The sequence below is a fragment of the Streptomyces monticola genome, from assembly GCF_042665355.1.
Classification (GTDB): Bacteria; Actinomycetota; Actinomycetes; order Streptomycetales; family Streptomycetaceae; genus Streptomyces; species Streptomyces monticola.
In genome coordinates, this window is sequence record NZ_JBHTCF010000029.1 from 71,517 (window position 1) to 84,114 (window position 12,598).

Genomic DNA, 12,598 nt, shown 5'->3' on the forward strand with positions numbered 1-12,598 from the left:
GTGACGTCGAGGGGCCGAGGTGGGGTCCGGGGGGTGACGTCGAGGGGCCGAGGTGGGGTCCGGCGTGTGCCCGCGCCCCGTCCCCGCCGACTCACCGCCCCGAAAACTCCGCGCCCCCACACCGCCCAACAGGAACAATGGCTCCGTGCGGTACCAAATCCTGGGCGCCACCGCGGCGCACGACGACCACGGCGCCCCCGTCACCATCGGCGGCCCGCGCCTGCGCGCCCTGCTCGCCGCCCTCGCCCTGCGCGCGGGCCGGACGGCCACCATCGAGACCCTCATCGACGAGGTCTGGGCCGAGGACCCGCCCCACGATGCGCCCGCCGCGCTCCAAGCGCTGGTCGGACGTCTGCGCCGGGCCCTCGGCAGGGAGACCGTCGCATCGGTACCCGGCGGGTACCGCCTCGCCGCCGCCCCCGAGGACATCGACCTGCACCGCTTCGAACGCCTCGCCAAGGACGGCACCGAGGCGCTGGACCGAGGCGACCCCGCCACCGCGTCCCGCACCCTGCGTGAAGCGCTGTCCCTGTGGCAGGGCCCCGCCCTGGCCGACCTTCCCGACCGCACCGCCGCCGCCCGGCCCGAGGCCCGCCGCCTGGACGCCACCCGCTCCCTGATCGAGGCGGAACTGCGCCTGGGCCGTGCCCACGACGTCGTACCGGAACTGCAGGAACTCGCCGAGGCGCACCCGTACGACGAACCGCTGCACGCCCAGCTGATCCGCGCCCTCCGGGCCACGGGCCGTGGCGCGGACGCTCTGGCGGCGTACGAGCAGGCGCGCAGGATCCTCGCCGAAGGCCTCGGCGCCGACCCGGGCCCGGAACTGCGGGCGCTGCACGCGGAGTTGCTGGAAGCGCCGGCCGAGGAGCGGCGGACAGCTGAACCGGAAGCAACGGCTCCGCAGCACCGGCCCCAGAACAGGCAGGACCGGCAGGACCGGCAGGACCCGCAGGGCAGGCAGAGCGGTCAGGACCAATGGGACGGGCAGGACCGGGATGGCGGGCAGGACCGCCAGGACAGGCCGGACCACCAAGACCGACAGGACCTACAGGACAGGCCGGACCGCCACGACCGCACCGGAAATCTCCGCCCCCGCCTGACATCCTTCGTCGGCCGGGAACCTGAACTCGCCGCCATCCGTTCGGATTTGCAGAGAGCACGCCTCGTCACCCTCACCGGACCGGGCGGCTCCGGAAAGACCCGCCTCGCGGAGGAGACCGCGGCCGGCCGGACCGCCGCGGCCTGGCTCGTCGAGCTCGCCCCGCTCGATCACCCCGAGGCGGTCCCCGGAGCCGTGGTCAGCGCACTCGGCCTGCGCGAGACGGCGCTGATGACGAGCGAGCTCACCCTGGCGCAGGACGACCCGGCCGCCCTGCTCGTCGAGTACTGCGCCCCGCGCAGCCTGCTCCTGATCCTTGACAACTGCGAACACGTCATCGAGGCCGCCGCCCGCCTCGCGGAGACCCTGCTCACCCGCTGCCCCGAGCTGAGGATCCTCGCCACCAGCCGGGAGCCACTCGGCGTGCCCGGCGAGGCGGTCCGCCCCGTCGACCCGCTGCCCGAGGCGACCGCCCATCGTCTCTTCGCCGAGCGCGCCGCCGCCGTGCGCCCGGGATTCGACCCCGCCGACGACCCCGGGGCGGTCGCGGAGATCTGCACCCGTCTCGACGGCCTGCCGCTGGCGATCGAACTGGCCGCCGCCAGGCTCAGATTGCTCACCCCGCGCCAGATCGCCGACCGGCTCGACGACCGCTTCCGGCTGCTCACCTCCGGCAGCCGCACGGTCCTGCCGCGCCAGCAGACCCTGCGCGCGGTGGTCGACTGGTCCTGGGACCTCCTCGACGAGCGGGAGCGCACCGTCCTGCGCGAGGTCTCCGTCTTCGCGGGCGGCTGGGACCTGCCCGCCGCGGAAGCCGTCTGCGGCCCGGACGCCGCCGAGCTGATCGGTGCGCTCGTCGACAAGTCACTCGTCGTGGCGGCGCCCGCGGGGGACGCCCCCGGGACCCACCACGGCAGCATGCGCTACCGCATGCTGGAGACCATCCACGAGTACGCCACCGAGCGCGCCGCGGAAGCCCCGCAGGACCTCGCCCACGCGCGCGTGCGCCACATCGCGTACTTCCTGGCCCTCGTCCAGGAGGCCGAGCCGCTGCTGCGGACCGCCGCCCAGATGCCGTGGATCCACCGCCTTGAGGGCGAACTCGACAACATCAGGGCGGCCCTGCAGCGCGCCATCGAGACGGGTGACGAGGAGCGTGCCGGCGAACTCGCCCTGGCCATGAGCTGGTTCTGGTGGCTGCGCAACTACCGGAGGGAAGGCGCCGAGTGGATCGCACGGATCCTGCCCCTCGGCGACGACCCCGAAGGGCCGGACGCCGAGCAGGACCCGCGCTTCTGGCCGCGGATGCGGCTGCGCCTGGCCCATCTGTTCCTGGTGGCGGAGGCCGGCCCGCTGGACGAGCTGAACACGCCCGAGGCCCGCGCGGAAGTGACCCTGCTGCGGGACACCTTCGCCAGGCCGGTGCCGCAGGCGGCGGTCTTCCCCGGGCTCCTGTGGCCGTTCACGCAAGCCGTGATCAGCGACTCAGGTGACCCCGGCGGCACCGGTGACCCGGCCAGTCGGCTGAAGGCCATGGATCTCGCGGTCGAGACCTGCCGCAAGTACGGCGGACCCTGGGAGATCGGTGTGGCCCTGATGTTCCGCACCCATATCGCCGTCGATCTGCACGGCGGGCTCACGGGCGTCGACAGTGACCTGGCCGAGCTGCGGGAGCTCTCCAAGGAGGTCGGCGACCGCTGGATGCGCGCCCAGGTGTGCAGCGCGGCGGGTGAGGCGGCCATGTCGCGCAGCCAGTTCGACAAGGCGCAGGAGGAGTACGAGGAAGCGCTGCAGCTCGCCTATGAAGTGGGCGCGTACGCGGAGGCGCCGTTCCTGATCGCCCGGCTCGCGGAAATCGCCTACCGCGCGGGCGACATGGAGCTGGCCGGGCGGGCCCTGGCGGAGGCCGACGCCGAGGCCGACCGGTACGGCGTCATGGACGTCCGCGCCTTCGTACGCTTCCTGTCCGCCTCCATGGCGCTCGACCGGGGCGATATCGCCCGGGCCCGGCAGGAGTGGGAGTCCGCCAGGGACCAGGCGCGGCGCGGCACTCCGCCGCCCCAGTTCGATGCGGCCGTCGCCAACCTCGACGGCCGGATCACCGCCGCCGAGTCGGGCCCGGGGCGCGCGCTGCCCAAGCTGGCCCACGGTCTGGACCTCGCGGTGCGTGCCGGCTGCGCCGAACTGGTCCTGGCCGCACTCGCGGAGAGCGCCGCGAGCACCCTCGACGCCCTCGGCGACCACGCGCGCGCCGCACGCGTCCTGGCCGCCGCCACCCACTGGCGCGCGAACGCTCCCCGCCCCGAGCCCGAGCACAGCGAGGCGGAGCGCCTGGAGCACCGCCTGCGCACGGCCCTCGGCGGCGAGGGCTACGAGCGGGAGTACGCGGCAGGAACGGATATCGGCCCGGAAGGCGCCCTGTCCGAACTCGCCCAGGCGCGAGCCGACTTGGAGCCCGGTTCCTAAGCGGCCGTGTGGGCCGCTGCTGCCCTCCGTTGAGCAGTCGCACAGGCCGACCGCCCTCGGGCGAGCAGCCGCCGCACAGGCCGACACCGCCCTCCGTTGAGCAGCCGCCGCACAGCCCCGTGCAGCCCTCAGGAGAGCAGCCCTCAGGAGACCGGCGCCCCTACCGGCAGTTGATCCGCGACTGCGCCCAGTCCGCGAGCGCCACCGAGTCGTGCGGCGACTGCGGCTCGACGACCAGGCGGATCGTCTTGCGCCCGGACAGATTCACCTGCACGGGCACCGCCGGGTCCCCGCCGTGGATCACGGGGGAGCGCCACAGCCGGGTGCCGTCGCCGTAGACCGAGAACCGCACCGCGCCGAGCCCGAACGTCATATCGTCCACGCCCACCAGAGCGTTGTACGACGTGCAGGTGCGGTTCAGATCGATGGTGATCGAGGAGTACGCATGGACGGTCACGCCATGGCCGTACTCCTTGTCGCCGATCTCCATGCCCCAGCGCTGCCAGAACCAGCTGGACTCACCGAGCCGCACCTCGGGCTTGGTGCCGTCGCCGAGCACGCCGTACTCCAGCTGATTGATCTGGAAGACCTCGGGCGCGGGCGGCGGAGGCTTCGGCTTGGACGGTGTGGGTGTGGGTGTGGGTGTGGGCGTGGGAGTCGGTGTGGGCGTCGGAGTCGGGGTCGGCTTGGGCGTCGGTGTGGGGGTGGGTTTCGGCTTGGGCGTCGGCTTGGGGGAGGGCTCGGGCGCCGGAGGCTGGGGCTTCGGCGATTCCGGCTCCGGCGACGGCGTCGGCTTCTGTGGCTCGACGGACTGCGTGGGTGAAGGTTTCGGCTTCGCCTCCGGCTTCGGCTGCGGGTCACCCGCGAGCGCGATCGCCACGGCGACCCCCGCCGCCACGGCGACACCCGCCGCGATACCGGCCTTCGCCGGCGCACCGAGCCCTTCGGACGCGGCGCCACCGGCCGCTCCGCCCGAGGCCCCGCCGGAGGCTCCGCCCGCCGCGGCGGCCGCGCCCGCACCGGCGGCACCCGCGGCGCCACCGCCGACCAGCAGCCCCGCCTTGACCGTGTACCCGGCCGCACCGAACCAGCCGATGACCGCGATCGGCACGACACCGGGGATACCGCTCGCCAGTTCCTTGATCTGGCCCGCGGCCAGGCGGCACTTGGCGCAGTCCTCCATGTGCTTGCGGAGACCCCGCTCGGCCCGGGTGCGAAGCCGGCCGCGGGCATACGCGCCGAGCCGGTCCGCATAGCGTGCGCACTCGTCGTCGTCGGCGAGTGTGACGCTCACATGGGCCTGCAGATAGGCCTGCTTGAGGCCCTCGCGGGCCCGGCTCGCCAGCTGCGCCGTGGCATTGGGCGAGGCGTGCCCGAAGAGCGGGGCGACCTCGCTCAGCGGGTCGTCCTCCACCTCGGTGTGCCAGAGCACCGCCTGCCACTCCTCGGAGAGGCTGCGGAAGGCCTGCATGACCATGGAGCGCTCGGCCTCGTGCATGGCGAGCACATCCGCGCCCAGGTCCAGGGTGTCGTCGTCGGAGACCTCCGCCGTACGCGCCGCCTGCGCCGCGAACAGCGCGAAGTCCTCGACCAGTTGCTCCCGCTTGCCCGCCTTGGCCCAGCCCGCGGCCACGCGCCGCACCGTGGTCAGCAGATAGGCGCGCACCGCGTGCTCGGGCCCCGAACCGCGGCGCACCGCCTGCAGCATGCGCGCGAAGACCTCGGAGGTGAGGTCGTCCGCGGTGTGCGCGTCACGGCAGCACGTGCGGGAGTAGCGCCGCACCGCGTCCGCGTGGCGTCGGTAGAGCTCTTCGTACGCAGAGTCGTCGCCGCGGCGCATACGGCCGATCAACTCGGCGTCGGCGACGGGTTCTTCGCCGGAGGCGAGCAGATCGTCCGCGAGCGAACCGTCGGCACGCTCGCGCTGCGACGGCACAGAGGCATCAGAAGTATCAGAGGCGCCTGAGCTGCTGCCTGAGCTACCTGAACCGCCCGAACCGGACGAAGTGCTCGAAGTGCCGGAAGGGCCACCCTGATTCGGTACCTGCCGAGAAGGCAGTCCACCGGACTCCATGCCACCCCCGGCGAGTGGCTCGTCCCGCCCGTCAACGCTCATAGCGCGAAGCCCCCGCACACACACTCAGACCCGAACACCGGGACAGAGTGTCACATGGGGCAACCGCGTCGAGCCCTGAATGCGCACAACCACTCATCCGGGGAGAGTTCCCGGAACGGAGCACTACCGTTCACCCATTCGGGGCAGGCTCAACAGGTATGCCCCGAGGGCGAGTTGACCGCCTCGATCATCCGCGTCAACCCGCCCCGAGGGTTTACGCAGGCCGCGACCGCAGCCCCTCGAGAAGGATGTCGAGCAGTCGCGACGAAGCCGCCGCCTGCTGCGCCGCATCCGGCAGCGAGGGCGCCGCCGTGGCTATCACGAGCAGTACGTCCGCCACCGTGACGTCCGTACGCAGCTCACCGGCCGCCCGCGCCCGCTCCACGAGCCGGCCGACGACATCGAGCAGAGCCGCGGCCCCGGCGTCGATCTCCACGGCCGAGCCGCCGAGCGACTCCTGCGCCGGCGCCTGCCGCTGCTCCACGAGCCGCAGATCGCGCTGCGGAGCGTGCCGCTGGTGCGGCACCCGGGCCTCGTCCGCCTCAAGCCCTTCCGGGCCCTCGTCGGCCACACCGACCCGCAGCACCTGCGGCGGCAGCAGCCGCCCCGCGCCCGAGGCCACGGAGGTCCGCAGGAAGCGCGACAGCGCCGACCACGGCTCGTCCTCCTGGCCGAGAGCGGCCTGCGCCTGCTCGGTCAGCCGGGAGGTCTCCTCCTCCGCGATCCGCCGCACAAGGACGTCCTTGCTCGGGAACCGCCGGTAGACCGTGCCGACCCCGACCCGGGCCCTGCGTGCCACGTCCTCCATCGGTGCGCCGTATCCCAGCTCGCCGAAGACTTCGCGGGCGGCCCGCAGTACATGCTCGAGATTGCGCTGCGCGTCCACACGCAGCGGTGTTGTCCGCGCACTCTCTCCAAGCCCGCGTCGATGATGGCCGTCGGCTGCTGCGACGACGGACGCGGAACCCCAATGAGAATCCTGAATGTGCATAAGCGTTCCCCCGGTAATGACGTCTCCCCCCGGAGACTTCCCCGCCTTGACTGCCGTTGCGTGAGGAGCTCGTGCGCTGTCTTGAGACGCACAACCCCCACACCCCGACGACACACGAACATAGTTGAGCTGGAGTCAATTCAGAAGGGGCCAGTTCCGCACGGACCGACCCCCGATCGGAGTACGCACCCCTTCCACCCCGATTGCACCCCCATGGGACCCCCCTTGGCTCCCGTCTGACCTGCGTATTTCTCCAAAGCTCCGGAACCCCGCGCGACCTGCGGCGCGGGCGACTTCCGGTCACACAAATTGCCGGGGCTGTGGACAAACACGCGGCCCCGGTGCGTCATGGACGGGTGAAGGAACCGGTTCGCATTCTTGTCGTCGGCGGCGGCTACGTCGGTCTGTACACAGCTCTGCGTCTGCAGAAGAAGCTCAAACCGGAGCTCAAGCAGGGCACCGCGGAGATCATCGTGGTCACGCCTGATCCGTATATGACGTATCAGCCGTTCCTGCCCGAGGCGGCCGCCGGCTCCATCTCCCCGCGCCATGTCGTCGTGCCGCTGCGCACCGTCCTCGACCGGTGCAAGGTCGTCGTCGGCGAGGCCAAGTCCATCGACCACGCCAAGCGGACCGCCACCCTCACCACCCTCGCCACCGAGGAAGAGGGCACCGGCGCCGTCCAGCTCACCTACGACGAACTCGTCCTGGCCCCCGGCTCGATCTCACGCACCCTGCCGGTCCCGGGCCTGGCCGACTACGGCATCGGCTTCAAGACCGTCGAAGAGGCCATCGGCCTGCGCAACCACGTCATCGAGCAGATGGACATCGCCTCGTCGACCCGCGACCCCGCGATCCGCGACGCCGCCCTCACCTTCGTGTTCGTGGGCGGCGGCTACGCGGGCGTGGAGGCGCTCGGCGAGCTGGAGGACATGGCCCGCTACGCCACGCGGTACTACCACAACGTCAAGGCCGAGGACATGAAGTGGATCCTCGTCGAGGCGTCGGACCGGATCCTGCCCGAAGTGGGCGAGGAGATGGGCCGGTACACCGTCAGCGAACTGCGCCGCCGCAACATCGACGTACGCCTGGAGACCCGTCTCGACTCCTGCCAGGACCGCGTGGCGGTGCTCGACGACGGCTCCCGCTTTCCCGCCCGCACCCTGGTGTGGACCGCGGGCGTCAAGCCCCACCCCCTCCTCGCCGCGACCGACCTCCCGCTGAACGAACGCGGCCGCCTCAAGTGCACCGCCAAACTCGGCATCGACGGCGCCACGCACGCGTGGGCGGCGGGTGACGCGGCCGCCGTCCCCGATGTCACCGCCGGCGAAGAGGGCAAGGAGTGCGCGCCCAACGCCCAGCACGCGGTGCGCCAGGCCAGGGTCCTCGGCGACAACATCGTCGCCTCCCTGCGCGACCGGCCACTTGAGGACTACGCCCACAAGTACGCCGGGTCCGTCGCCTCCCTGGGACTGCACAAGGGTGTCGCGCACGTCTACGGCCGCAAGCTGAAGGGCTACCCTGCGTGGTTCATGCACCGCGTGTACCACCTCAGCAGGGTGCCCACGTTCAACCGGAAGGCCCGGGTCCTGGCCGAATGGACGCTGTCCGGACTTTTCAAACGCGAGATCGTCTCCCTCGGGTCGCTCGAGCATCCCCGTGCGGAGTTCGAACTCGCGGCCGGAGGACGGCGCCCGAAGGAGTCGTCCTGAGCGGAGTCAGGAACTCCCCGTACAGCACCGGCGTCTGACGGATGTCAGTCCGGTCGGACAGACTGGACCCACGACCAGGGGCGCCCCGCCCCTCGCCGTACGCACGAGGCATCCCCCCAGTGCCGTGTCTCGACCCAGAAGCGATCACACGAGGCCTAACGCAGTGAACTTCACGCGCTGGAGCGCCCGGCTCCCCGGAACGCAGCGCCGCGCCGCAGCACGGTCCGACCGCGGTTCCGTGCCCGCTGCCCGTGCCGAGCAGCCGGCCGACGAAGCGGAGGAAGCCGCCCCCGCACCCGCCGTCGAGGACATCCCCGTGCACGAGATCCTCGACCGCGTCCCCGCCCTCGTAGCCCTGCTCCACGGCCCCGAACACCGCCTCGCGTACGTCAACGACGCGTACGCCGCAGCCTTCGGCCCCCGCACCGTGGGCGCCCCCGCCCAGGAGGCCCTGCCCGAACTGCGCGAGCTCGGCCTGCTCCCGCTCCTCGACCAGGTCCTGCGCAGCTCCAAGCCGCGCACCGTCAAGTCCCGCAAGGTCCCCGGCGGCCGCTCGTACACCTTCACGTGCACACCGCTCAGAGGCTCCGACAGCGGCTCGGCCAAGGGCCCCGAGGGCGGCGGCGTGCTGGTCTTCGCCGCCGACGTCACCGACCAGGCGGAGGCCGCCGAGCGACTGCGCGCCAGCGAGCGCCGCCACCGCGAGACCGCCGTCACCCTCCAGAGGTCCCTGCTCCCGCAGGAGTTGGAGGCGCCGGACGACCTGCGTATCGCCGCCACCTACCAGCCGGGCGGCACGGACGCCGCGGTCGGCGGCGACTGGTACGACGTGATCACCCTCGGCGGCGGCCGCACGGCCCTGGTCATCGGAGACGTCATGGGGCGCGGGGTGCGCGCGGCCGCCGTCATGGGCCAGCTGCGCACCGCCGTGCGCGCGTACGCCCGCCTCGACCTGCCGCCGCATGAAGTGCTGCAGCTGCTCGACGGCCTCGCCGCCGAGATCGACGCCAACCAGATCGCCACCTGTGTGTACGCCGTCCACGACCCCAATGACGGCCGCCTCACCTACGCGTCGGCGGGCCACCTGCCGATCCTCGTACGCGACGAGAACGGCGCCATGCACCGCGCGGAGGAGCCCACGGGCCCGCCGCTCGGCACCGGCGGCTGGATGCACGCCTCGGGCTCCCTGCCCTTCCCGCCCGGCGCCACCGCCGTGCTCTACACCGACGGCCTGGTGGAGCGGCGCGACGAGGACATCGACCACGGCGTCGCAGCCCTGGAACAGGCACTGGAAGGCGCCACCGGCACACCGCAAGTGGTGTGCGACCGCCTGATCCGCAGCCTCGGCGTCACAGCGGAACACGACGACGACGTCGCGGTCCTGGTCCTGCAGCACCCCAAGCGCACCGGCACCGACGCCGAGCTCTTCCGTGGTGCCGCTCTGGAACTGCTCGGCGGAGTGGAAGCCGCACCACGCGCGCGTGCCTTTGCTTCCGGAGTCCTCGCCAGCTGGCGCTTCCCGACGGAGCTGCACGACCTGGGCGTCCTGGCCGCCAGCGAACTCGTCGCCAACTCCTTGCAGCACGGCACCCCGCCGATGCGCCTGAAACTGCGCCGCACCGATCGCCGCCTCATCGTGGAAGTCACCGATGGCGACGACCACCTGCCGCGCCGCCGCCGCGCGGAGGCGGTCGACGAGGCAGGGCGCGGCATCGCGATCGTCGCGACGATCGCCTCGTCCTGGGGTTCACGGCGGACCCCAGGAGGAGGCAAGGCGGTCTGGTGCGAATTCGCGCTCCCGCGCGGGTAGCGGTTTTCGCAGTGCCGGTACGTCTCAGCAGGGGCGTACGGGCACGCCTCAGACGTCGGCGGGCACGGGCGCCACAACCGGGGTGCCCGGGGCACCCTCTCGTACGACCATGCTCTTCTTCGCCGCCCACGGATGGTTCTGCACCGGCGTGAGCTGCCGCCCGAGGCGCAGCCCCAGCACCGTGATGCCGAGCGAGAAGAGAACGAACACCACGATGTACGGCGCGTGCAGCGAGGCACCCATCGGACCGCCCACCGCGGGCCCGACCGCGAGCGCGAGCTGCTTCACCAGGGCGAAGGCCGAGTTGTACTGCCCGACCATCCCGTCCGGCGCCAGATCGGCCACCAGCGGAGCGACGGTCGGCGACAGCATCGCCTCACCGAGACCGAAGAGCGCGTACGTCGAGATGAACGCGGCGGTCGCCATGGCCTGGCTGCCGTTGCCGAGCCCCGCGTATCCGGCGGCCACCCAGGCCACCGCCCAGATCAGGCCGACGGTGGCGATCACCCGCGACCGCTTGCGGCGCTCGACGAACTTCAGGACCAGGAACTGCGCCACCACGATGGCGCCCGTGTTGGCGGCAAGCGCGATGCCGAGCGTCGACGGGGAGATCCCGGCGGCCTCGACGCCGTACGCCGAGAGCCCGGACTCGAACTGCCCGTAGCAGGCGAAGAACAGCACGAAGCCGAGCACGCACAGCTGCACCATGGCCCGGTTGCCGAGCAGCCGCTTCCAGCCGCCCTTGGCCTGCGGCGTCGCATCGCCGATCCGGGGCTGCTTGGGCAGCCGCACAGTGATCATGACGGCGACCAGGACGAGGAACATCGCCGCTTCGATACCGAAGAGCAGCGTGAAGTCCCCGGGACGCTCCCGCTTCACGATCTGTCCGCCGATGAGCCCGCCGATGCCGAGCCCCAGGTTCTGCAGGAAGAACTGCATGGCGAAGGCGCGGGTGCGCGTCTCCGCGGTCGAGCACTCCACGATCATCGTGGCGAGCGCCGGCTGCATCACGGCCTGTCCCGCGCCCAGCGCGGCAGCCGAGGCGATGACCAGCTCCGGGCTGCTGGAGAGCCCGAGGCTCATCGCACCGACGGCGGCGGTCACCAGGGCGGCGAGCAGCACCGGAAGCGGACCGCGCCGGTCGACGGCCCGCCCGGTGAAGGGCAGCACGATGAGCGCGGCCACGGCGAAGACGGCGAGCACGAGACCCGCCGTCGTAGGACCGAGATCCCGCACCTGCGCCACGTAGACGTACAGGAACGGGACGGTAAAGCCGAGACCGAACGCACTCAGCGCGTTGCCCACATGGATCCGGCGCATCGCAGCGCCCATCGCCCTGGTCACTTTCACCTGCCTTAGGAGTGAAGACTTCGAAGCTAAAGTTCAGATCTAAAGAGTAAGCATCGAAGGTCTTTAACGCAAAGTGGCCCGTGCCATACTTCGCCGCATGGGTGACACCTCCGACGCCGCAGCGCCGAACGAGCCGAGCCTCGATGAGCAGATCGCCGCGTATCAGCGGGAGTTCAGCGACCTCGACCCCCAGGTCGAGCAGATCGTCTCGGCCCTTGGCCGCCTCAACCGCAGGATGAACGTCGCTTACGGGCGCCAGACCGCGACCCTCGGGATCACCAACGCCGAGTGGGAGGTGCTCAAGGCACTCGTCCTCTCCGGCACTCCCTACCGACTGGGTCCGGGGGAGCTCGCCAAGCGCCTCGGCCTGACGCCGGCCGCGATGACCCACCGGATCGACCGCATGGTCGGCGAGGGACTGGTTACCCGAGACCGTGACGAGACGAATCGGGTACGCGTGATCATCGAGCTCACGGACGGAGGCCGGGAGAAGTGGCTGGAGGCGATGCGCTTGGCCACGGTCTTCGAGGAGGACCTCCTCCAAGACCTCTCCGACAAGGAGCGTGGCGCCCTCGGTGAAGTCCTGACCCGCCTGTTGCGCAGGGTCGAGGACGCCCAACCGGACGCGGGCGGCCGCCTCACCGACCTGGACTGAAGGCCGGATCGAGAGGGGGGTTGACAGCGCCCTCGTCCATCCGTAAGGTTCTTCGGGTTGCCACGGAGCCGGAACGGTTCTGCAGCAGCACCTCTCGCCGCGAGAGCGGCAAACAAACTCAGCACGATCTCCCAACGGGGTCAATTTCGGCATGCCCGGAATTGATTTCAACCGCTCGATTTTGAACGGCCCGGGAAATCCACTAGAGTTTGAGACGTCGGAACGGCCCAACAGCCGCAAAGACAAACCCAGTTGACTGGGAATCAGGACCGAAAGGATCTGATAGAGTCAACACCGCCGGAAGGCCGAAAGGCCGGAAAGCGAAACCCGCTTCGACCGGGAATCGGACACGAAAGAGTCTGATAGAGTCGGAAACGCAAGACCGAAGGGAAGCGC

Annotated in this window: 7 protein-coding genes; 4 read left to right on the forward strand and 3 right to left on the reverse strand. The window is 71.3% G+C overall.

The features are described 5' to 3' along the window. Positions 1-145: 145 nt before the first annotated feature. A complete protein-coding gene (locus ACFQVC_RS39030) occupies positions 146-3,568 on the forward strand; it encodes an AfsR/SARP family transcriptional regulator (protein ID WP_381840237.1) in 3,423 nt (1,140 codons plus the stop codon). A gap of 160 nt (positions 3,569-3,728) precedes the next feature. Here the strand turns inward: ACFQVC_RS39030 and ACFQVC_RS39035 are convergent, their stop codons facing one another. Next, entirely contained in the window at positions 3,729-5,684 is a 1,956-nt protein-coding gene (locus ACFQVC_RS39035; RefSeq protein WP_381840240.1) for a sigma-70 family RNA polymerase sigma factor, read from the reverse strand. 214 nt (positions 5,685-5,898) lie between these two features. Continuing rightward, complete coding sequence (locus ACFQVC_RS39040) at positions 5,899-6,675, reverse strand: TetR/AcrR family transcriptional regulator (RefSeq protein ID WP_381840243.1); 777 nt, start codon at positions 6,673-6,675, stop codon at positions 5,899-5,901. 356 nt (positions 6,676-7,031) lie between these two features. Between ACFQVC_RS39040 and ACFQVC_RS39045 the strand changes: the two genes are divergently transcribed. Further along, positions 7,032-8,387, forward strand: coding sequence for an NAD(P)/FAD-dependent oxidoreductase (locus tag ACFQVC_RS39045; protein WP_381840246.1), 1,356 nt, complete (start codon positions 7,032-7,034; stop codon positions 8,385-8,387). A 163-nt stretch (positions 8,388-8,550) separates the two neighbouring features. Then, positions 8,551-10,197 carry an ATP-binding SpoIIE family protein phosphatase gene (locus tag ACFQVC_RS39050; protein WP_381840249.1) on the forward strand — a complete coding sequence of 549 codons (1,647 nt, stop codon included), beginning with the start codon at positions 8,551-8,553 and terminating at the stop codon, positions 10,195-10,197. Positions 10,198-10,245: 48 nt separating this feature from the next. On the opposite strand, the gene ACFQVC_RS39055 is transcribed toward ACFQVC_RS39050, so the two are convergent. Beyond that, complete coding sequence (locus tag ACFQVC_RS39055) at positions 10,246-11,529, reverse strand: MDR family MFS transporter (protein ID WP_381840252.1); 1,284 nt, start codon at positions 11,527-11,529, stop codon at positions 10,246-10,248. 115 nt (positions 11,530-11,644) lie between these two features. Between ACFQVC_RS39055 and ACFQVC_RS39060 the strand changes: the two genes are divergently transcribed. Then, positions 11,645-12,202, forward strand: coding sequence for a MarR family winged helix-turn-helix transcriptional regulator (locus tag ACFQVC_RS39060; RefSeq protein WP_381840255.1), 558 nt, complete (start codon positions 11,645-11,647; stop codon positions 12,200-12,202). The last annotated feature ends 396 nt before the right edge of the window (positions 12,203-12,598 follow it).